Annotated in this window: 17 protein-coding genes; 6 read left to right on the forward strand and 11 right to left on the reverse strand. The window is 64.9% G+C overall.

Annotated features, from left to right (window positions below; translation table 11 throughout):
• Positions 1 to 225 precede the first annotated feature (225 nt).
• Positions 226 to 2037, reverse strand: coding sequence for a translation elongation factor 4 (gene lepA, locus ACVWW6_RS10215; RefSeq protein WP_028175920.1), 1812 nt, complete (start codon positions 2035 to 2037; stop codon positions 226 to 228).
• A 114-nt stretch (positions 2038 to 2151) separates the two neighbouring features.
• On the opposite strand from lepA, the gene ACVWW6_RS10220 reads away from it, so the two are divergent.
• Positions 2152 to 3777: a glycosyltransferase family 39 protein gene (locus ACVWW6_RS10220; protein WP_456680654.1), complete on the forward strand. Its 1626-nt coding sequence runs from the start codon at positions 2152 to 2154 to the stop codon at positions 3775 to 3777.
• A 128-nt stretch (positions 3778 to 3905) separates the two neighbouring features.
• Here the strand turns inward: ACVWW6_RS10220 and ACVWW6_RS10225 are convergent, their stop codons facing one another.
• From ACVWW6_RS10225 to ACVWW6_RS10245, 5 genes are all read right to left on the reverse strand, one after another.
• Complete coding sequence (locus ACVWW6_RS10225; RefSeq protein ID WP_011090869.1) at positions 3906 to 4223, reverse strand: HPr family phosphocarrier protein; 318 nt, start codon at positions 4221 to 4223, stop codon at positions 3906 to 3908.
• Positions 4220 to 4621 carry a PTS sugar transporter subunit IIA gene (locus tag ACVWW6_RS10230; RefSeq protein WP_011090868.1) on the reverse strand — a complete coding sequence of 134 codons (402 nt, stop codon included), beginning with the start codon at positions 4619 to 4621 and terminating at the stop codon, positions 4220 to 4222. Before ACVWW6_RS10230 ends, ACVWW6_RS10225 begins: the two co-directional genes overlap by 4 nt.
• A gap of 133 nt (positions 4622 to 4754) precedes the next feature.
• Entirely contained in the window at positions 4755 to 5279 is a 525-nt protein-coding gene (locus ACVWW6_RS10235) for an HPr kinase/phosphorylase (RefSeq protein WP_011090867.1), read from the reverse strand.
• Entirely contained in the window at positions 5276 to 7081 is a 1806-nt protein-coding gene (locus ACVWW6_RS10240) for a sensor histidine kinase (protein WP_028175918.1), read from the reverse strand. The genes ACVWW6_RS10235 and ACVWW6_RS10240 overlap by 4 nt, the downstream gene beginning before the upstream one ends.
• Before the next feature lie 117 nt (positions 7082 to 7198).
• Positions 7199 to 7900 carry a response regulator transcription factor gene (locus tag ACVWW6_RS10245; RefSeq protein ID WP_008542552.1) on the reverse strand — a complete coding sequence of 234 codons (702 nt, stop codon included), beginning with the start codon at positions 7898 to 7900 and terminating at the stop codon, positions 7199 to 7201.
• A 241-nt stretch (positions 7901 to 8141) separates the two neighbouring features.
• Between ACVWW6_RS10245 and ACVWW6_RS10250 the strand changes: the two genes are divergently transcribed.
• From ACVWW6_RS10250 to ACVWW6_RS10260, 3 genes are all read left to right on the forward strand, one after another.
• Complete coding sequence (locus tag ACVWW6_RS10250; protein WP_456680655.1) at positions 8142 to 8891, forward strand: HugZ family pyridoxamine 5'-phosphate oxidase; 750 nt, start codon at positions 8142 to 8144, stop codon at positions 8889 to 8891.
• Between the two features lie 64 nt (positions 8892 to 8955).
• Positions 8956 to 11550, forward strand: coding sequence for a CHAT domain-containing tetratricopeptide repeat protein (locus ACVWW6_RS10255; protein WP_456680656.1), 2595 nt, complete (start codon positions 8956 to 8958; stop codon positions 11548 to 11550).
• Between the two features lie 284 nt (positions 11551 to 11834).
• A complete protein-coding gene (locus ACVWW6_RS10260; RefSeq protein ID WP_011090863.1) occupies positions 11835 to 13451 on the forward strand; it encodes a phosphoenolpyruvate carboxykinase in 1617 nt (538 codons plus the stop codon).
• Between the two features lie 169 nt (positions 13452 to 13620).
• Here the strand turns inward: ACVWW6_RS10260 and ACVWW6_RS10265 are convergent, their stop codons facing one another.
• Together ACVWW6_RS10265 and ACVWW6_RS10270 are read right to left on the reverse strand one after the other, a co-directional pair.
• Positions 13621 to 14436: an acyl-CoA thioesterase gene (locus ACVWW6_RS10265; protein ID WP_404525449.1), complete on the reverse strand. Its 816-nt coding sequence runs from the start codon at positions 14434 to 14436 to the stop codon at positions 13621 to 13623.
• Positions 14437 to 14603: 167 nt separating this feature from the next.
• Positions 14604 to 17120, reverse strand: coding sequence for a glycogen/starch/alpha-glucan phosphorylase (locus ACVWW6_RS10270; protein WP_038967714.1), 2517 nt, complete (start codon positions 17118 to 17120; stop codon positions 14604 to 14606).
• A gap of 206 nt (positions 17121 to 17326) precedes the next feature.
• Between ACVWW6_RS10270 and ACVWW6_RS10275 the strand changes: the two genes are divergently transcribed.
• Positions 17327 to 17557, forward strand: coding sequence for a hypothetical protein (locus tag ACVWW6_RS10275; RefSeq protein WP_060910020.1), 231 nt, complete (start codon positions 17327 to 17329; stop codon positions 17555 to 17557).
• A gap of 126 nt (positions 17558 to 17683) precedes the next feature.
• Here ACVWW6_RS10275 and ACVWW6_RS10280 read toward each other — a convergent pair whose 3' ends face one another.
• Positions 17684 to 17974: a GIY-YIG nuclease family protein gene (locus ACVWW6_RS10280; RefSeq protein WP_028176047.1), complete on the reverse strand. Its 291-nt coding sequence runs from the start codon at positions 17972 to 17974 to the stop codon at positions 17684 to 17686.
• Between the two features lie 190 nt (positions 17975 to 18164).
• On the opposite strand from ACVWW6_RS10280, the gene ACVWW6_RS10285 reads away from it, so the two are divergent.
• Entirely contained in the window at positions 18165 to 18596 is a 432-nt protein-coding gene (locus ACVWW6_RS10285) for a hypothetical protein (protein ID WP_011090858.1), read from the forward strand.
• Between the two features lie 119 nt (positions 18597 to 18715).
• Here the strand turns inward: ACVWW6_RS10285 and ACVWW6_RS10290 are convergent, their stop codons facing one another.
• Together ACVWW6_RS10290 and pyrE are read right to left on the reverse strand one after the other, a co-directional pair.
• On the reverse strand, positions 18716 to 19492 hold the full coding sequence (locus tag ACVWW6_RS10290; protein ID WP_456683147.1) for a DUF2865 domain-containing protein: 777 nt from the start codon (positions 19490 to 19492) through the stop codon (positions 18716 to 18718).
• A 304-nt stretch (positions 19493 to 19796) separates the two neighbouring features.
• The gene (gene pyrE / locus ACVWW6_RS10295; RefSeq protein WP_027547500.1) at positions 19797 to 20360 is read right to left on the reverse strand and encodes an orotate phosphoribosyltransferase; all 564 of its coding nucleotides are present in this window, start codon (positions 20358 to 20360) and stop codon (positions 19797 to 19799) included.
• Between the last annotated feature and the right edge of the window lie 65 nt (positions 20361 to 20425).

A 20425-nucleotide genomic window follows, 5' to 3' on the forward strand; every position in this document is an offset into this window, starting at 1 on the left:
CCTCCTGAGGGGCGCCCGCGTCGCACCCGCTGCCATGATGCCATCATGCCCCTGTTTTGCCCGACGGGTCAAATCGATTTCGTAAAATCGAAAATTCGAAAAAGCGCAATGCCGACAAGGGGCCGGCTACTGTGCATGGGGTTGTTTTCGCGTTTTTTGTTTTCTGGCCACGGATGGCCGGGCCTGACCAGTCTCGTTACGTCAAAACTGGTCCGGGCAGCAGCCTCAGCTATCCACCTTCAGCGCGGCGATGAAGGCTTCCTGCGGGATGTCGACCTTGCCGAACTGCCGCATCTTCTTCTTGCCTTCCTTCTGCTTCTCCAGAAGCTTGCGCTTACGCGTGATGTCGCCGCCGTAGCACTTCGCGGTGACGTCCTTGCGCAGCGCGCGGACGGTCTCGCGGGCGATCACCTTGCCGCCGATCGCCGCCTGGATCGGGATCTGGAACATGTGCGGCGGGATCAACTCCTTCATCTTCTCGACCATGGCGCGGCCGCGCCCCTCGGCGCGGGTGCGGTGGACCAGCATCGAGAGTGCGTCGACCGGCTCGGCATTGACCAGGATCTGCATCTTGACGAGGTCGGCCGGCTTGTAGTCGGTGAGATGATAGTCGAACGAGGCGTAGCCCTTGGAGACCGACTTGAGGCGGTCGTAGAAGTCGAACACCACTTCGTTGAGCGGCAGATCGTATTTCACCATCGCGCGGGCGCCGACATAGGTCAGCTCCTTCTGCGCGCCGCGGCGGTCCTGGCACAGCTTCAGCACGCTGCCGAGATATTCGTCGGGCGTGAGGATCGTCGCCTCGATCCAGGGCTCCTGGATCTCCTCGATCTTGACCACGTCGGGCATGTCGACGGGATTGTGGATCTCGAGCTCGGTGCCGTCGGTCAGCTTCATCTTGTAGATGACGCTCGGCGCGGTCGCGATCAGGTTGAGGTCGAACTCGCGCGACAGCCGCTCCTGGATGATCTCGAGGTGCAGCAGGCCGAGGAAGCCGCAGCGGAAGCCGAAGCCGAGCGCCGCGGAGGTCTCCATCTCGAACGAGAAGCTGGCGTCGTTGAGGCGCAGCTTGCCCATCGCGGCGCGCAGCGTCTCGAAATCGTCGGCGTCGACCGGGAACAGGCCGCAGAACACCACCGGGATCGCCGGCTTGAAGCCCGGCAGCATTTCGGTGACAGGCTTCCTGTCGTCGGTGATGGTGTCGCCGACGCGGGTGTCGGCGACTTCCTTGATCGCGGCGGTGATGAAGCCGATCTCGCCGGGGCCGAGCTCGTCGACCTGCGTCATCTTCGGCGTGAAGAAGCCGACGCGCTCGACGTCGTAGGCAGCGCCCGTGCCCATCATGCGCACGCGGCTACCCTTCTTCATGACGCCGTCGACGACGCGGATCAGAACGACGACGCCGAGATAGACGTCGTACCAGCTGTCGACCAGCAGCGCCTTCAAGGTCGCATCGCGGTCGCCCTTCGGCGGCGGCAGGCGGGTGACGATGGCTTCCAGCACGTCGGGCACGCCGAGGCCGGTCTTGGCCGAGATCATCACCGCGTCCGAGGCGTCGATGCCGATGACGTCCTCGATCTGCTGCTTGACCTTCTCGGGTTCGGCGGCCGGCAGGTCGACCTTGTTCAGGACCGGAACGATCTCGTGATTGTTGTCGAGCGCCTGGTAGACGTTGGCGAGCGTCTGCGCTTCGACGCCCTGGCTGGCGTCGACCACCAGCAGGGAACCCTCGCAGGCCGCCAGCGACCGCGAGACTTCGTAGGCGAAGTCGACATGGCCGGGCGTGTCCATCAGGTTGAAGATGTAGTCCTTGCCGTCCTTGGCGCGGTAGGCGAGCCGAACCGTCTGCGCCTTGATGGTGATGCCGCGCTCGCGCTCGATATCCATGGAATCGAGCACCTGCTCCTTGCCCGCCATTTCGCGGTCGGTGAGGCCGCCGGTCATCTGGATCAGGCGGTCGGCCAGCGTCGATTTGCCATGGTCGATATGGGCGACGATGGAGAAATTGCGGATGTTGGAAATGGGGACGGTCGTCATGGGCGCGGGATACCACTCACATCCCCGTGCGGCAACCATATTGCTGTATTTTCAGGGCCTTTCTTCACGCCAAGCTGATTCCACGACGGGCCAAAACGCGCTACGCAACGGCTGATGTCGACGACCTCAATCCCATCTGCCCGAGCCCGCGCGAAGACCCGGGTGAGTTTCAACCGCTTCCGGGCTTGGCTGGTTGCCAGCGCGGTCCGGCCGGAGGCCCGCCTGTGGCTGGTGATCCAGCTCGCGATCCTGCATGCGGTGCTCTGGACCTTCATCCTGATCAATCTCAAGGCAGCGCAAGACGTTCACATGGACGTCGCAGAAGCCTGGGGCTGGGGCCAGAAATTCCTGTGGGGCTACGGCAAGCACCCGCCGCTGTCGGGCTGGGTCGCCGGCCTCTGGTTCAAGGTGTTCCCGGCGGCGGACTGGGCGACCTATGCGCTGGCAATGGCGATCGTCGGCATCGGCATGGTGATCTGCTGGTTGCTGAGCTTGCGCGTCGTGGATGCACGGGGTGCATTCCTGGTGGTGGTGATGGTCGCGCTCTACCCGATCTTCAATTTCAAGGGCTTCAAGTACAACCCGGACCTGCTCCAGCTCGTCACGCTGCCGCTGCTGGTGCTCGCCTATCTCAACGCCTTCGAGAAGCGGAGCTGGCAGTCCGGGATCTGGTTCGGGCTCGCCGGCGCGCTGGCGCTGATGACCAAGTACTGGGTGCTGACCATGATCGGCGCCATCGGCCTTGCCGCGCTGATCCATCCCGACCGCTTGAAATTCCTGCTGTCGCCGGCGCCGTGGGTGGCGATCGCGACGATGGTGGTGGCGATGATCCCGCACATCGTCTGGCTGGCGGAGGTGCATTTCGTGCCGCTGACCTATGCCGGCGACACCTACAGCCTCGAGGACAGCCGTCTCGTGCATCAGCTCGTGGCCGGCTATGCCCTGCATAATGTCGCGCTGCTGGCGCTGCCGGTGGTGCTGGCCGCGCTCGCCATGGCGTGGGTGCCGCCGTGGCGCAAGCTGCTGCTGCGTACGCCCTCGCGCATCGTCACCCGCGCCTGGGCGCGCGGCGCCAATCCGGGTGTCAATGTCTCGCAGGCGCTGAATGTCTGGATCATCCAGATCATCGTCGCGGTCGGCCCGCCGCTCGGCGCACTGGTTTTCAGCATCTACATGAAGACCGATTGGGGCATCTCGCTGTTCTTCCTGGTGCCCTTGGCGCTGGTCGCGATCCCCGCGCTGCGGGTGCAGAGCGCGACCCTGTTCAACATCGTCGCGATCTGGCTCGTGCTCAGCGTTGCGACGCTTGCCGCCTCGCCCTGGATCGCCGCGCGCGAGATGGCGGCCAATGCCGGCAACGCAGCGATCTATGGCGCGCGCTCGGAGCTCGCGCGCGAATTGACCCAGGCCTGGCACACCCGCTTCGGCTCGCGCTGGGCCGTCGTTGCCGGCACGATGGAACAGATCCAGCCGCTGGTGTTCTACAGCCCGGACCATCCGTCCGCATTGCTGCCGTTAGAGGCCTGGGATTCCGGCCTGACCTCGCGCGATGACGTCAAGCGATACGGTTTCATCGGCGTGTTCGATCCGACCGACGGCCGTCTACCGGCGTTCGAGAAATGGGTGTCGGAGACTGCGCCGAACGCCGAGCGCATCGTGATGACGACGCGCCGCTTCACCCACGGCAAGGCCGGCCCGTCGATGAGCTGGAACATCTACATCGCGCCGCCCGCGAAGTGACCGAAGGTGCCGTAGGGTGGGCAAAGCGAAGCGTGCCCACCACTTCTGTCGCGATTGTCGAGAGATGGTGGGCACGGCGCGTCGCGCCTTTGCCCACCCTACGGCGCTGAGCGCGTGGCGGGAGGGCGCTAAATCCCTTCCTCGTTGAACTTGCTTTCAACGAGTTCCGTGATCGCCGCGAGCGCGGCATCGGCATCCGCACCGGCCGCAGCGACCGTGATGGTCGTGCCGGGTCCCGCGGCGAGCATCATCAGGCCCATGATCGAGGTGCCGCCGACGGTCTCGCCGCCGCGCGTCACCCACACCTGCGCGTTGAAGCGCTCGACCGCCTGGACGAATTTCGCCGAGGCGCGGGCGTGCAGGCCGCGCTTGTTGATGATGAGGAGCTCCTTGGAGATCGCGCCCGCGGGCACGCCCGACCCGGCTTGCGGCGCGTCGTCGCTCATTTGCCGGCGAGCACGCGGCTGGCGATGGTGACGTATTTGCGACCCGCTTCCTGGGCCATCGCGATCGCGTCCGGCAGCGCGCGTTCCTCACGCACCTTGGCGAGCTTCACCAGCATCGGAAGGTTGATGCCCGCGAGCACCTCGACCTTCGGCCGGCTCATACAGGATATTGCCAGGTTGGATGGCGTGCCGCCGAACATGTCGGTGAGGATCGCAACGCCGTCGCCGGAATCGACGCGGTTAACCGCCTCGATGATGTCGCTTCGGCACAGATCGGAATCATCTTCAGCGCCGATCGTAATCGCTTCGATTTGCTTTTGTGGGCCCATGACATGTTCAAGCGCTGCCTTGAATTCGTCGGCAAGGCGCCCGTGGGTCACAAGTACTAGACCAATCATCGGAAAACTCCTCGCGGGCGCTTTTGGTGCACCGCACGAACGCGCCACTTTGACCATCCAGAGCCCCTGCGCAAGAGGGGATGTTGCGTATCTCCCTGAACTTAGACGGATGGATGAGGGGAGCTGCGCCGGTCTATTCGGTCGCGATAGTGGGGTTCATATGGTTACCATTTCCCTTCAAACAATCGCCTGAGGGATTAACGGAAGATGAACTCTTGGTAGTGGTCAAGGCCGCAACAACCAGTGGGAGGGGCGAATAATCGCGGCTAACAGGGATTCGCGGTATTTCGACACCTAAAATGCTTGTTTTCAGGGATTCGGCCGGCGGCAGGCGTTCCGCGTCCGCGGCGGCCAGATCGACCACGAGGCCGACGGTCGCATGCTCCACGAAGTCGCAGCGGCGGATTCCGAGGCCCCGGATCTCGATCAGGCCGGCGAGCGGCGGCGCGGGGCGGACTTCAATTTCGTCGCCGACTGTCGCCAGATGGACACGGTCATCACCGACCAGAACGGCCCTTTCGACCACGCCGGCGCGCCCCGCCATGATCAAATCGAAGGCAAGGCGCGACTTGCCGGAGCCCGACGGTCCGCGGATCAGCACTGCCAGATTCCCGACCTTGACCGCGGAGGCGTGCACGCTGGGCCCGCCGTCGCTCATAGCGCGGGCAGCCTCACCACGAAGCGCGCGCCGGCAACCGTCGGCGCGCCGTCCTCGTCCGCGGGGCCGGGGCGGTTCTCCGCCCAGATGCGCCCGCCATGCGCGTCGACGATCTGCTTGGAGATCGAGAGCCCGAGGCCGGAGTTCTGGCCAAAGCCCTGATGCGGACGGTCGGTGTAGAAGCGCTCGAAGATGCGCTCCAGCGCGTCATCACGGATGCCGGGGCCGTCGTCGTCGACCACGATCTCGATTTCACCGCGCACGCGGCGGCAGGTGAGGCGCACCTTGCTGCCGGCCTCCGAGAAGGATTGCGCGTTGGAGAGCAGGTTCGAGACCACCTGCCCGAGCCGTGAATCGTGGCCGGTCACGGCGAACGTGTCGGTCGGCCCGCGCCCCTCGAAGCGCGCCTCGACCGCGACGTCGTGGCCGAGCTTGGTTTCGTTGGCGACCGAGACCAGCGTGCCGAGCAGGCGGCGCAGATCGACCGGAATCGCGTCCTGCCGCTGCAATTCGGCATCGAGCCGGCTGGCGTCGGAGATATCAGAGATCAGGCGGTCGAGCCGCTTGACGTCGTGCTCGATCACCTCGAGCAGGCGGGCGCGGCTGTTCTCGTTGCGCGCCAGCGGCAGCGTCTCGACCGCGGAGCGCAGCGAGGTCAGCGGGTTCTTCAATTCGTGCGCGACGTCGGCGGCGAACATCTCGATCGCCTCGATGCGGCTGTAGAGCGCGTTGGTCATGTCGCGCAGCGCGCCGGACAGATGCCCGATCTCGTCGCGACGGCGGGTGAAGTCGGGAATCTCGACGCGGGTCTTGATGCGGCGGCGGACGCGCTCGGCGCTGTCCGCGAGCCGGCGTACGGGACCTGCGATCGTGCTGGCCAGCAGCAGCGACAGCATGATCATGACCGCGGCGGCGACGCCGCCGACTTTCAGGATGGCGAGGCGCTCGGCGGTGACCATCTGGTCGATGTCGTCGCCCTGGGTGGACAGCATCAGCGCGCCGTGGATGGCGCGCGAGCGCAGCACGGGGACCGCGACCGAGACGATCACCTCGCCGCGCGCATTGACCCGAACCATCGAGCGCTTCTGGCCCTGGAGCGCGTCGCCCACTTCAGCATAGCCATTGCCGTTCTCGGGCCCGAGCTCGCGATAGAGCGGCAGGTCGCCGCGGTTCAGCCAGGTGCGCACCGCGACCATGCCGCGCTCGACCACGCCGGGCTTCTCGGCGGACAGCGGCGGCAGGGGGAAGCGCAGCACGTTCTCGAGGTTGCGGCTGTCGAGCAGCAGGCTGCCGTTCGGATCGTAGATGCGGGCGCGCGTCTTGGTCGGCGAGATCAGCGTGCGCAGCACCGGCGCGACGCGCTCCGGATTGATCGGAAAATCCAGCGGCGAATAGTCGTCCGAGCCGCCATAGGTCTCGCCCGGCTTGAGGTCGAGCAGCCGGTCGGGGTCGATCGTGATGGCGTTGGTCTGCACCGTCGCGGAGGCCGCGATCGCACCGGCGATGATCTCGGCCTGCACCAGCAGGCTCTGCGCGCGCGCGTCGATCAGGCCGGCGCGGAATTGCGACAGATAGAGGATGCTCGCCACCAGCGCGACGAGGCCGGCGAGGTTGAGCGAGACGATGCGGCGGGTCAGGCTCGAGAAGGACAGCGCGAAGAAGAATTGCCCGGCGCGCTTGAGCCAGTTCAGCGGCCGCCAGCCCTGCGCAGCCGGCTTGTCCTCGGCGACGTGCACTGGAACGCCGTCGGATGCGATATCCTCGGCGCTCTGGTTCGGGTCAGGCTGCGTTCGGTCCAGCAATGCTTACGCCCGCGTTAGGACAGCTCGTGCGACGGTCCCCGCATTCTAGAGTCATCCCGGTTCCGATGGAACCAGAACCGGCAATGCTCCGGACATTCGCGAAGGTGCCCTGCCGCCTCAGGCTTCCTTGAAACGATAGCCGACGCCGTACAGCGTCTCGATCATCTCGAACTCGTTGTCGACCACCTTGAACTTCTTGCGCAGCCGCTTGATGTGGCTGTCGATGGTGCGGTCGTCGACATAGACCTGGTCGTCATAGGCGGCGTCCATCAGCGCGTTGCGGCTCTTCACCACGCCGGGCCGGGTCGCGAGCGCCTGCAGGATCAGGAATTCGGTGACGGTCAACGTCACCGGCTCGTTCTTCCAGGTGCAGGTATGGCGTTCCGGATCCATGCGCAAAAGACCGCGGTCGAGCGCCTTGGCGTCGTTCTCCTTCGGCGCTACGGTCGGGTCCTTCGGCGCCGAGCGGCGCAGCACCGCCTTGACGCGCTCGACCAGCAGCCGCTGCGAGAACGGTTTGCGAATGAAATCGTCGGCGCCCATCTTGAGGCCGAACAGCTCGTCGATCTCTTCGTCCTTGGAGGTCAGGAAGATCACCGGCAGGTCGGACTTCTGCCGCAGGCGGCGCAGCGTCTCCATGCCGTCCATGCGCGGCATCTTGATGTCGAGGATGGCGAGGTCGGGTTGGGTGGTGCGGAAACCGTCAAGCGCGGAAGCGCCGTCGGTGTAGGTCATGATGCGGTAGCCTTCGGCTTCCAGCGCGATCGAGACGGATGTGAGAATGTTGCGGTCGTCGTCGACCAAAGCGATTGTGGGCATGAGCCTCTGCTTTCTGCTTTCCGTTTGGGTCGTGGCTTGAAACGGCGAGCAATCCAGTGATGCGCCGCATACATGGGTCCCGAACTTGGCGTTCGAACTTTGTCACCGAGCAATGCAAGCTGGGCTGAAGTGTGACCAAGTTCCACGAAACACGGCAGATTCGCCGCATCCCGACCCATAACCAGACCCCCGTTTAGCCGAAAAAAGACCCCCCTTGCAACCACCTGAGCCGAGAAAGCCCATGCAACCGACCCCCGATTTCGACCCCGGAAAGCTCGCCAAGTCGCTGCTCAGGCGGTCGCGGCAGGGCGCTCTCGCAACGTTGATGGTGGGCAGCGGCGATCCCTATTGTTCCCTGGTCAATCTGGCGAGCCACCCGGATGGCTCGCCGATCCTGCTGATCTCCGCATTGGCCGTGCACACCAGGAACATCCTGGCCGATAGCCGGGTCTCCCTGATGCTGGATGAGCGCGCCGCTGGCGATCCGCTAGAGGGCGCCCGGATCATGTTGTCCGGCCGGGCGGAGCAGGCCGGCGCCGAGAAGGATCTTCTCGAACGGCGGTATCTGAATGCGCACCCGTCGGCGGAAGCCTTTGTTTCGTTTAAGGACTTCTCGTTCTTCAGGATCCGGCCCACGGGAACCCATCTGGTGGCCGGCTTCGGACGGATCGTCGACCTCAAGCCGGAGCAGTTCCTGACCGACCTCAGCGGCGCCGAGGACCTGCTGGCAACGGAAGAGGGGGCCGTGGAGCACATGAATGCCGACCACCGCGACGCCATGGGCCTCTACGCCACCAGGCTGCTCGGCGCCGCCGCCGGCGACTGGCGCTGCACCGGCTGTGACCCGGAGGGCCTCGACATGCAGGACGGCCAGACCGCGCTGCGGCTGGACTTCCCGGAGCGGGTGACCAGCGGCACGGCGCTGCGCAAGATGCTGGTCCGCCTTGCCGGCGAGGCGCGCGCGAAGGCGGAGGAGTCGCGCCAGAATTGAACGCCGCTGCCGATCGCTGCGACCCAACACCGTGAGCGGTTCGGGATTGGCAGCGAGAGGGTTCATGACGCATCGTCGTTTGGCGTTGGCCGCGGGTCTGGCGCTCGCGATCACCACGTCGCTTGCCACCCCCGGTCTTGCCCAGAAGGCCGATCTCGCCGCACAGGGCGCGCGGATCAACGCGCTCAACCAGGCCGGCAAATATGCGGAGGCGCTGCCCCTGGCGCAGGCCATGGTGGCGAGCCTGGAGAAGGGCAACGACGGCCGCGAACTCTCCGCCGCGCTCAACAATCTCGGCCAGGTCTATGCCGGCCAGGGCCGCGACGACCTCGCCGAGCCGATCTACAAGCGCGCGATCGCGCTGATGGAAAAGTCGCTCGGCCTCGACACCGCCTTGATCGCGCCCGAGCTGAACAATCTCGCCGCGCTGTATCAGCGGCAGGGCCGCTTCACTGAAGCCGAGCCGCTATTCAAGCGTGCGCTGGCCATTCGCGAAAAGGCGCTGTCGCGCGAGCATCCCGATGTCGGCCAGGCCCTCAACAATCTCGCCACGCTCTACGTGAAGCAGGAGCATTTTGCCGACGCCGGGCCGCTGTTCCAGCGAGCGCTCGCGATCTATCAGAAGGCCGCCGGGCCCGAGCATCCCGCGGTCGCCACGGTTCTGAACAACATCGGTCAGGTCGATCGCGACCTCAACCGCGATGCGGATGCCGAGGCGCCGATCAAGCGCTCGCTCGCGATCCGCGAAAAGGTGCTGGGTCCGGATCATCCCGACGTCGCGCGTTCGCTGAACAATCTCGCCGGGCTCTACGAGCACCAGCAGCGTTATGCCGATGCCGAGCCGCTCTACCGGCGCGCCCTTGCGATCCGTGAGCGCGCGCTTGGGCCGGATCATCCTGACGTCGTGACCTCGACCAGCAATCTCGCCTATTTCCTTTATGTCTCCGGGCGCACTGCCGATGCCTTGCCGCTGGCGGAAAGGACGCTTCGCAGCGGCCGCGCGCAGCTGCGTGTGGTGCTGCCGATCCTGTTTTCCGCGCGGCAGCAGCATCTCCTGCCCGACGACAAGGCCCTCGACGAAGCGCTGGCCGCGATCCAGCGCGGCACGCAATCGTCCGCCGCATCCGCCGTGAACAAGCTCGCCGTGCGGCTTGCGGCCGGCAGCGACCGGCTCGCCGAGCTCGTGCGCAAGGAGCAGGATCTCGCGGCCGAGGCCGAGGCGCTCGACAAGGCGATCATCACGGCGGTGTCCAAGCAAGCCGCGCAACGCGACGTCGCGGCCGAGCAGCGCAGCCGCGCGCGGATCGCGGCGATCGCGAGCGAGCGCGCCGGCTTGCAGAAGACGCTTGCCGTCGAGTTTCCCGACTATGCCTCGCTGTCCAATCCGCTGCCGCTCGGCGTGAAGGACATCCAGCCGTTGCTGTCGGCCGACGAGGCGATGACGATCTATTCCGTCGTGGACAAGCAGGGCTATGTCATCGCGATCACGCGCGAGGGCGTCGACTGGAAGGAAATTCCGCTTGGCGCGGACGCGCTGGCGCAGAAAGTGTCGGCGTTCCGCAAAGGGCTCGACGTCGGCAAGGCGCGCGATGCGTCCGGCAAATCCGGCCTGTTCGACCTCGCGCTCGCCAATGAGCTCTATGTCGCGCTGCTCGGCCCGGTCGAAGCGCTGACGAAAGACAAGCGCAGCCTGCTGGTGGTGCCCTCGGCCGCACTGACCGCACTGCCGTTTCATCTGCTCGTCACCGAGAAGCCGCAAGCTGCGATCCCGGACAAGCTCGAAGGCTATCGCAACGCCGCCTGGCTGTTGCGGCGTCAGGCCGTCTCGGTGCTGCCGTCGGTGATCAGCCTGAAATCGCTGCGGGCCTTTGCGCGCAAGGATCAAGGCGTCAAGCCAATGACCGGCTTTGGCGATCCCGTGTTCAACCCTGCAGCCGAAGGGCCGGCCGATCGTCGCGCCGCAAGCGGCAAGGTCGCCGCGCGCAGCATCGCGACGATTGCCTATACCGACTTCTGGCGCGGCGCCGGCGTCGATCGTGCGCGGCTTGCGCAAGCGCTGCCGCAGCTGCCTGACACTGCCGACGAACTGAACGCGGTGGCCAGGGATGTCGGCGCAGGCGATGTCGATATCCATCTCGGCCGCGACGCCAGCGAAACGACGCTCAAGCGTGCAGCGCTTGCTCAATACAGCATCATCTACTTTGCCACCCACGGACTCGTTGCGGGCGACGTCAAGGGACTGGGCGAGCCTTCGCTCGCGCTCTCCATTCCCGATCAGCCCTCCGAGCTCGACGACGGTCTTCTCACCGCGAGCGAAGTCGCCCAGCTCAAGCTCAACGCGGATTGGGTGGTGCTGTCGGCCTGCAACACTATCGCGGGCGACAAGCCCGGCGCAGAGGCCCTGTCGGGATTGGCGCGCTCGTTCTTCTATGCCGGTGCCCGCGCGCTCCTGGTCTCGCATTGGGCAGTGGATTCGGAAGCTGCCACCCGCTTGACCACGTCGACATTCGCTCTGCTCAAAAACGAACCAGGAATCGGTCGTGCCCAAGCGTTGCGCCGCGCCATGTTGACGTATCTCGACGACGCCTCGTCGCCGCGCAACGCCTATCCCGCGATGTGGGGACCGTTCGCACTGATCGGCGAGGGAGACGTACGATAGAGCGCCCAGGGAATTGTGCGTCGCAATAACCCCCGATAACGTCGAAACGCGCATTTGGTTGCGCGATCATTCGTGATTTTTTGATGCACCTGCTCAGAGCAGACATGCGCGACGTTTGGCGCGGTCCTTGAATAAACCAAATCCTGCGGGATCGGCTTGGCAACGCCAGCGTTCATCAGTATTAGGTCGCCCAACCTAGGCCGGATGGCCTATTATTCACGGTGACTGCGATGGCGCCAAAGCTTGGTCGCGCTATGTGTCGCGGGTTCTAGGAGGATTTTTTCGTGCAAGAGACGGGCGTGCGCAACGGTGCCTTCGGCGCCGACAAATTCGGCTTAAAGAATCTCAAACAGGTTCACTGGAACCTCGGCGCGCCGCAACTCTATCAATACTCGCTCTCCGCGGGCGAGGCGGTGCTGTCTGCCGACGGTGCGCTGTGCGCCGACACCGGCGAGTTCACGGGCCGCAGCCCCAAGGACAAGTTCACGGTGCGTGACGCCACCACCGACAAGAAGATGTGGTGGGCCGGCAACCAGTCGATCACCGCGGAGCAGTTCGAGACGCTCTATCAGGACTTCCTCAAGCACGCCGAAGGCAAGAGCCTGTTCGCGCAGGACCTCTACGGCGGCGCCGATCCGGCCTACCGGATCAAGACCCGCGTGTTCACCGAGCTCGCCTGGCATTCGCTGTTCATCCGCACGCTGCTGATCCGCCCCGAGGCGATCGAGCTGTCGACCTTCACGCCCGAGCTCACCATCATCGACATGCCGAGCTTCCGCGCCGATCCGAAGCGCCACGGCTGCAAGTCGGAGAACGTCGTCGCGATCGACTTCGCCCGCAAGATCGTGCTGATCGGCGGCTCCTACTATGCCGGCGAGATGAAGAAGTCGGTCTTCACCACGCTGAACTACTATCTGCCCGAGCGCGGCGTGATGCCGATGCACTGCTCGGCCAATGTCGGCGCCAAGGACGATGCCGCGATCTTCTTCGGCCTCTCCGGCACCGGCAAGACCACGCTGTCGGCCGACCCGAACCGCACCCTGATCGGTGACGACGAGCACGGCTGGGGCCCGAACGGCGTCTTCAATTTCGAAGGTGGCTGCTACGCCAAATGCATCAAGCTTTCGCAGGAAGCCGAGCCGCAGATTTATGCCGCAAGCACGCGCTTCGGCGCGGTGCTCGAGAACTGCGTGCTCGACGAGGACACCCGCGTGGTGGACTTCGACGACGGCTCCAAGACCGAGAACACCCGCTCGGCCTATCCGCTCGACTTCATCCCGAACGCTTCGCGCACCGGCCGCGCGCCGCAGCCGAAGAACGTGGTGATGCTCGCCGCCGACGCCTTCGGCGTGCTGCCGCCGATCGCAAAGCTCTCGCCGGCGCAGGCGATGTATCACTTCCTCTCCGGCTACACCGCCAAGGTCGCGGGCACCGAGCGCGGTCTCGGCAACGAGCCGCAGCCGGAGTTCTCGACCTGCTTCGGCTCGCCCTTCCTGCCGCTCGATCCATCCGTCTACGGCAACATGCTGCGCGACCTGATCGCCCAGCACAATGTCGACTGCTGGCTGGTCAACACCGGCTGGACCGGCGGCAAGTATGGCACGGGCTCGCGCATGCCGATCAAGGTGACGCGCGCGCTGCTCACCGCGGCGCTCGACGGTTCGCTTCGCAACGTCGAATTCCGCACCGACAAGTATTTCGGCTTCGCGGTCCCGACCGCGCTGCCGGGCGTGCCGAGCGAAATCCTCAACCCGGTCAACACCTGGAAGGACAAGGACGAGTTCGACAAGACCGCGCGCGCGCTGGTCGGCATGTTCCAGAAGAACTTTGCCAAGTTCGAAGCCCAGGTCGACGCCGAAGTGCGCGCAGCCGCGCCGGACGTGAAGCTCGCGGCGGAGTAAGGTCGCATCATTTGAGAATGCAAAAGGGCGGCCGCGAGGCCGCCCTTTTTGTTTGTGGCGAGATATCTCCACCGTCATTGCGAGCGCAGCGAAGCAATCCAGAAATCCCTCCGCGGAGACAGTCTGGATTGCTTCGTCGCTACGCTCCTCGCAATGACGTGGAGGCAGCTCAAGCCTTGAAATACGCGATCTGCGTCGTCGTCGCGAGCAGCCTTCCGTTCGGCGACCACAGCTCGGCGTTCTGGTCGGCGTAGCTCTTGTGCATGATCTTCGAATCGGCCGTCGCCAGCACGCGCGTGATGTCCTCGGCTGCGAGCTCCTCGCTGTCGGTGTGAAAATAGGTCGTCAGCGACACCGTGCCGAACGGCACCAGCTCGCGCCGCGCGTGGAAGATGCGGCCGAAGAAGGCGTCCGACATCGACATCAGCGACAGCATGTCGAGCCTGCGCGGGGTACGGTCGCTGATCCAGATTTTCGAATAGGTGCTGGCAAGCTCGGCCTGCGGCGGGCCGATCCGCATCTCGCCCTCGACGAAGCGGAATTCGTATTGGTTGGCCCAGGACGCCGAGATTTTCGGGAACGGCAGCGTTGCCTCGAACGCCGCGGCGTCCGGGACCGTCGCCACCCTGTGCTCCCAGGACGGCCGCCGCTCGGCGAACACCGCGGTTGCGAGCGTCGCGACCTCGCCGCCGCCCTGCGACAGTTCGACGCTCCAGTGCTGGCTGGAGCGGTTGGCCTTTACCAGCCGCACATCCAGGTCAAACGGGCCCTTGGCGATCGGGGCGCAGTAATTGACGGTGACGGCGAGTGGATCGCCGGCGCGCTGCGGATGCTCGATCAATGCGCGCAAGATGGTCGCGGCGGTGGCGCCGCCGAACGGACCGACAAAGGCCCAGTAATCGTCGCTGGTGTGTCCCTGCCAGCTGGAGTCACCGGCGGTGATGCGGGTGGCGTCGTCGAACGGGTGCGGGAGCTTGGCGTGCATGGGTGTTTCCGTCTGTCATTCCGGGGCGATGCGAAGCATCGAACCCGGAATCTCGAGATTCCGGGTTCGGCTCTGCGAGCCGCCCCGGAATGACGGTCGTCATACCACAGCCATTGCCTGGCTGTGCAATAACCTCGCAGGTAACGCCGATTTCACACTGCGGAAAATCAGCCTGCGGCGTCGCGCAGGTCCGGCAGCAGCGGCGTGGTCGGATTGACCGGCACGTTCCAGATCTCCTCGGCATATTCGCGGATGGTGCGGTCGGAGGAGAACCACGCCATGCGCGCGACATTGAGGATCGAAGCGCGGGTCCAGGCCGGCGCCACCTGCCAGCGCGCATCGACCGCGCGCTGCGCCTCGTAGTAGGAATCGAAATCGGCGCTGACCATGTAATGGTCGAGATAGCGCAGCGCATGCGCGATGGATTCGAAACGGCCGGGATCGCCGGGCGAGAACTCGCCGGCGCCGACCGCGTTGATGGCGCGCTGGAGCTTTGGCGAACTGCGGATCACGTCGGAGGCATCCAGCCCCTGCTTGCGCCGGATCATGACGTCGCCGGCCTCCATGCCGAAGATCGCGATGTTCTCGTTGCCGACATGGTCGCGGATCTCGATATTGGCGCCGTCGAGCGTGCCGATGGTGATGGCGCCGTTCAGCGCCAGCTTCATGTTGCCGGTGCCGGAAGCTTCCATGCCGGCGGTCGAGATCTGCTCGGACAGGTCGGCCGCGGGAATGATCACCTCCGCGAGGCTGACATTGTAGTCGGGCAGGAAGACGACCTTCAGCTTGCCGCCGATCGCGGGGTCGTTGTTGACGACCTCGGCGACGTCGTTGATCAGCTTGATGATCAGCTTGGCGTATTTGTAGCTCGCCGCCGCCTTGCCGGCGAAGATCTTCACCCGCGGCACCCAGTTGCCGTTGGGATCGTCCTTCATCGACTGGTACAGCGCGACCGTCTCGATGACGTTGAGCAGCTGGCGCTTGTATTCGTGGATGCGCTTGATCTGCACGTCGAACAGCGCGCCCGGATCGACCTTGATGCCGAGCCGCTCGCCGATCAGCCGCGCCAGGGCCGTCTTGTTGTGATGCTTGACGGCGCGGAATTTCTTCTGGAATTCGACGTCGCTGGCGCGCGCCTCGATCAGCGAGAGCTGCGTCGGATCGTCGAGCACGGCGTCGCCGCAGGTCTCGCGCAACAGGTCGGTCAGCTTCGGGTTTGCCAGCATCAGCCAGCGGCGGAAGGTGATGCCGTTGGTCTTGTTGGTGATGCGGCCGGGATAGAGATGGTTGAGATCGTGGAACACGGTCTCGCGCATCAGGTCCGAATGCATCGCGGAGACGCCGTTGATGCGGTGCGAGCCGACAAAGGCGAGCTGGCCCATGCGCACGCGGCGGCCGCTCTTCTCGTCGATCAGCGAGACCGAGGCGCGGAAGTCGATGTCGCCGGGCGCGCGCGCCTCGGCGAGCGCCAGATGCTGGACGTTGATGCGGTAGATGATCTCCAGATGCCGCGGCAACAGGCGTTCGAACAGCTCGACCGGCCAGGTCTCGAGCGCCTCGGGCAGCAGCGTGTGGTTGGTGTAGGACAGCGTTGCGACCGTGATCTTCCACGCCTCGTCCCAGCGGAAATTGTGCAGGTCGACCAGGATCCGCATCAGCTCGGTGACGGCGAGGCTCGGATGGGTGTCGTTGAGCTGGACCGCGACCTTCGACGACAGGCTGCGAAGCTGGCCGTCGGACGACAGATGCCGCTTGACCAGATCCTGGAGCGAGGCCGAGACGAAGAAATATTCCTGGCGCAGCCGCAGCTCGCGGCCCGCCGGGCTCTCGTCGTTCGGATAGAGGAATTTGCAGATCGCTTCGGCGCGCGACTGCTCGGCGCTGGCGCTGACGTAGTCGCCCTTGTTGAAGGCGTCGAGCTTCAGCGGATCGGGCGAGCGTGCCGACCACAGCCGCAGCGCATTGACGTGCTGGCCGCGCCAGCCGACGATCGGCGTGTCATAGGCGATCGCCTGCACGGTCTCGCCCGGATGCCAGATCGCGCGGTCGCGGCCCTTGTCGTCGACATGCTCGACGCCGCCGCCGAAATGAATGTTGTAGATCACTTCCGGCCGCTGCAATTCCCAGGGGTTGCCGAAGCCGAGCCACTCGTCCGGATATTCCTGCTGCCAGCCCTGGTTGATGATCTGGCGGAACAGGCCGTAATCGTAGCGGATGCCGTAGCCGATCGCCGGGATCGAGAGCGTTGCCATGCTCTCCATGAAGCAGGCGGCAAGCCGCCCGAGACCGCCATTGCCGAGCGCGGCATCCGGCTCGCATTTGCGCAGTTCGGGCAGGGATACGCCGAGGTCGCCGAGCGCGACCTCGAAGATCTTGAGCAGCCCCATATTGTTGAGCGCATCGGTGAAGAGGCGGCCGATCAGGAATTCGAGCGAGAGATAATAGACGCGCTTGCGCCCCGCGTCGTAGCTGTGCTTCTCGGCTGTGAGCCAGCGATGCACGATGCGGTCGCGCAGCGCGAGCGCCGCGGCCTGGTACCAGTCGTGCTTGGTCGCCATGCCGGCGTCCTTGCCGATGGCAAGGCGCAGCTTCGCCAGAATCGCGCCCTTGATCTCAGCCAGCGCGAGCTCGTCGATGGGCTGGTCGGGGGCGGGAAAGTTTGGCTGGAACGATTGATCTTGCAAGGCCGTCACTTCCTGGTCGACAGAAACACCACTAACCCTACGCGTCTTGCCTCTGCACCGGAACTATCGCCGGTGCGGCCGTGCACTGCGCTGGCGCAAATTTATGCAAGGAACGGGCCGATTTGGGAACCCGGACGAGCACGGAGAACGTGGATTTGGTGCTAGTGTGGCGGTTAATTCAGCCATCAGTGTGGAGGAGACGCCCCATGAGGCTGCTGATTGAAATCGCTGCTGCAGCGCTCCTTGTCATCTGCATCGCCTCCTCGAGCGCCGCCTTCGCCGCCGGCAAGGGCCGTAGCGCTGATGGCCTGAGCTGCGGCTTCTCGCTCCCGCAAAACGCAACACCCGCACAACGCTGCGCCGCCATCAAGCGCCAATGCGGCGGCAAGTTTTATGCGAATGCGTGCGGGGACAGGTTGGTGTCGGCGGTGAATTGAGGGGGAGGGGAGGGAAGCGGAAACTGCTTCCCCATCGTCGTCCCGGCGAAGATTTCGGTGTCGCCTTCGCGCCAGCTTTCACCACAACGTCGTCCTGGCGAAAGCCAGGACCCATTACCCCGACTGTCAGAGAAGGCCCGACAGGTCATTCCAATCAGGATTTTCTTGTTCGATCAGCTTGATCTTCCAGTCCCGTTTCCAGAACTTGAGCTGCTTCTCGCGCGCGATGGCTTCCTGCGGCGTCGCGAACGCTTCGACGTGAACGAGACGGAAGATATTGTACTTCTGCACGAACTTGGAGCCGCGGCCCGAGCGATGTTGTTCAAGCCGCGTGCGGATGTCGTTGGTCACGCCGATATAGATCGTCCCGTGATGGCGGCTTGCGAGGATGTAGACGTAGTAGCTGCCTGCGCTCATGGCTCAAGCTCGCAAAGGCAACGCTGACCGGGGTAATGGGTCCTGGCTTTCGCCAGGACGACGATCTCAACAACCAATCCTTCAGCATCAGAACAAATTAAGAACACTTTAGCAAGTCTTTGATATATCATTGTGATTCGGCGCGTTGCCGACACAATATCTAGCGTCTGCCAGACTTTGCGAGGACTACATGTCCACCATTGCCTTCGACCAGTTTGCCCTCACCCGGATCGCCGATTTCGCGCGCTCGCTGTCGCGGCTGCATCAGGCGGCGCGGCGCCAGAGGATCGATGACGACCAGCTCGACCGCGAGTTCAACGCGGTGTGCCAGTCGATCTGGGGCTACACCATCGACGACATCAGCGACGACCTGTTCTCGGTCGAGGACCACCTGTTTCTCGACACGCTGGACGAAGCGCATGCGCGCATCTTCGCGGCCGAGCAGGGCTATGACCTCGTTGGCGATCAGGGCATGCTGACCGATTGGTGGGGTTTCTGCTGGATGATCCTGGCCGAGAAGCGCGGCCTGCTGACCCAGGAAAACCGCGCCGCCGCGCGGGCGGCGATCGAGGAGAAATATCTGGCGGCGCCGAATGTGATCGGGGTGATTATCGGGAGGTGACGCCGCACCCTCCGTCATTGCGAGCGGTAGCGAAGCAATCCAGAATCCTTCCGCGGAGGGATTCTGGATTGCTTCGTCGCAAGTGCTCCTCGCAACGACGGCTTGGTTATAGTTGGGTCCTAATCCAGTCCTGCCCGCTTCGCCGGCTTCGCCTGCGTCTTCGGCACCGTCACATCAGGCAGCGTCTCGCGCACGGTCTCCGCCGCCGGCGCATCTGCTGCCACCGTCTCTGCGCGCACCGGGGCCACCTTCATCTCGCCGAGGCGCGCGCGGACCTGTGCGGTGAGGCCGGGATAGGAGGCGACCGGGGTGAAGTCGGCGGTCTGGTCGTTGCCAACACGGATGCCGGTATAGGCGACGAGGCCGTCGGAGGTGGCAATCACGTCGCCGGCCTTCAGCGAAGAATCCAGCGCGAGATCGACCGGGGCGAGGCCGACCGGCTCGCGGCCGTTGCAGGTGCAGTCCGCGCGCAGCGCCTTGCGATAGGCGAACGCGTTCTCGCTGTCGGCGTAGCGCTCGCCGGTCTGCGACGCGGCGCCGTCGATCGAGGAGCCGAAATAAATCTTTGTCGCGCTGGCAGGACAGAACGCCTGACACATCTGCGCCGGCGAGGCGAGGCCGCGCATCAGCGGAAAATATTTGCCATCGCAGCTACGCACGCAGAACGCCGGGCCCGAGCCGCCGGCGGCCGCTGAACGTGTCGGTGGCACATATTGCGGGGTTGCGGGATTCTGCTGGCCGGTGAAGGGATCGGCGTAGGAGCTCGCCTGCTGCGGCACCTCGCGCTGCGGCCGCTGCTGCTGCATGCCGCCGAAGAAGAAGTCGAACAGGCCTTCGGCCGAAACCGGGGCGGGAGCTGCAAGCAGCGGGGCTGCCAGGATGGCGGCCACAAGCATCGCGCGACGCCGCCGGCGCGCATGGGACATGACTGTACGCAACGCTTACTCCACCCGACGCTACTGAACCGGCCGCGACCCGCGAGGTCTCAGCACAGGATTCACCATAAGGCGGGATGGTAAATGAGCGGTTGAGGTCACCTCTCCCCGCTTGCGGGGAGAGGTCGGATCGCTCTTGCGATCCGGGTGAGGGGGGACAGGTCTCGCGGCCATCTTACCCGTGGAGGGTGGCCCCTCACCCCAACCGTCAGCGCGAGCGAAGCTCGTCGCGGCCCCGTAAGAACGGGGCGAGGAGGAAGAGTCGTCACGCCTTCAAGAATTCCGACGCCTTGTAGAGCGAGCGGAACGGCAGGCCGGCCGCACCGAAGGTGTCGGTGGCGCCTTCCTCGCGGTCGACCATGGTCAGCACCAGCACCACCTCGGCGCCGGTCTCACGCACGGATTCCACCGCCTTCATCGCCGAGCCACCTGTCGTGGTGACGTCCTCGACGATCACGACGCGCTTGCCCTGGAGCGTCTCGCCCCTGGGCAGGCCTTCGATCGCGAGCTTGGCGCCGTGTTCCTTCGGCTTCTTGCGCACGAAGAACGCCGCGATCGGGTGGCCCTTGATCCAGGAGATTTGCGCCAGCGCGCCGGCGAGCGGCACCGCGCCCATCTCGAGCCCGCCGATGAAATCGAGATTGTCGTCCTTCAGCGCCTCATAGGTCAGCTCGGCGAGCAGTGTCGCGCCCTCCGGGTCGAGCATGGTCGGCTTGAGGTTGAAGTAGAAATCGCTCTTGCGGCCCGACGCGAGCGTCACCTCGCCGCGGCCGAAGGAGCGCCGGCGGATGATTTCGAACAGGCGGGCGCGGGAGGCTGATTTCGACACGGCGGTCCCTCGGGAGCGTTTTTGGAAGTGGCGGAATTTATCCGCGACGGCCGCGACATTCCAGA

The organism is Bradyrhizobium sp. USDA 3311, from assembly GCF_054062495.1.

Excerpts from the sequence above, each read along its gene's own strand:
- lepA (WP_028175920.1), bottom strand. The coding sequence starts at position 2,037 with ATGACGACCGTCCCCATTTCCAACATCCGCAATTTCTCCATCGTCGCC.
- ACVWW6_RS10220 (WP_456680654.1), top strand. The coding sequence starts at position 2,152 with ATGTCGACGACCTCAATCCCATCTGCCCGAGCCCGCGCGAAGACCCGG.
- ACVWW6_RS10225 (WP_011090869.1), bottom strand. The coding sequence starts at position 4,223 with ATGAGCGACGACGCGCCGCAAGCCGGGTCGGGCGTGCCCGCGGGCGCG.
- ACVWW6_RS10230 (WP_011090868.1), bottom strand. The coding sequence starts at position 4,621 with ATGATTGGTCTAGTACTTGTGACCCACGGGCGCCTTGCCGACGAATTC.
- ACVWW6_RS10235 (WP_011090867.1), bottom strand. The coding sequence starts at position 5,279 with ATGAGCGACGGCGGGCCCAGCGTGCACGCCTCCGCGGTCAAGGTCGGG.
- ACVWW6_RS10245 (WP_008542552.1), bottom strand. The coding sequence starts at position 7,900 with ATGCCCACAATCGCTTTGGTCGACGACGACCGCAACATTCTCACATCC.
- ACVWW6_RS10250 (WP_456680655.1), top strand. The coding sequence starts at position 8,142 with ATGCAACCGACCCCCGATTTCGACCCCGGAAAGCTCGCCAAGTCGCTG.
- ACVWW6_RS10255 (WP_456680656.1), top strand. The coding sequence starts at position 8,956 with ATGACGCATCGTCGTTTGGCGTTGGCCGCGGGTCTGGCGCTCGCGATC.
- ACVWW6_RS10265 (WP_404525449.1), bottom strand. The coding sequence starts at position 14,436 with ATGCACGCCAAGCTCCCGCACCCGTTCGACGACGCCACCCGCATCACC.
- ACVWW6_RS10275 (WP_060910020.1), top strand. The coding sequence starts at position 17,327 with ATGAGGCTGCTGATTGAAATCGCTGCTGCAGCGCTCCTTGTCATCTGC.
- ACVWW6_RS10280 (WP_028176047.1), bottom strand. The coding sequence starts at position 17,974 with ATGAGCGCAGGCAGCTACTACGTCTACATCCTCGCAAGCCGCCATCAC.
- ACVWW6_RS10285 (WP_011090858.1), top strand. The coding sequence starts at position 18,165 with ATGTCCACCATTGCCTTCGACCAGTTTGCCCTCACCCGGATCGCCGAT.
- ACVWW6_RS10290 (WP_456683147.1), bottom strand. The coding sequence starts at position 19,492 with ATGCTTGTGGCCGCCATCCTGGCAGCCCCGCTGCTTGCAGCTCCCGCC.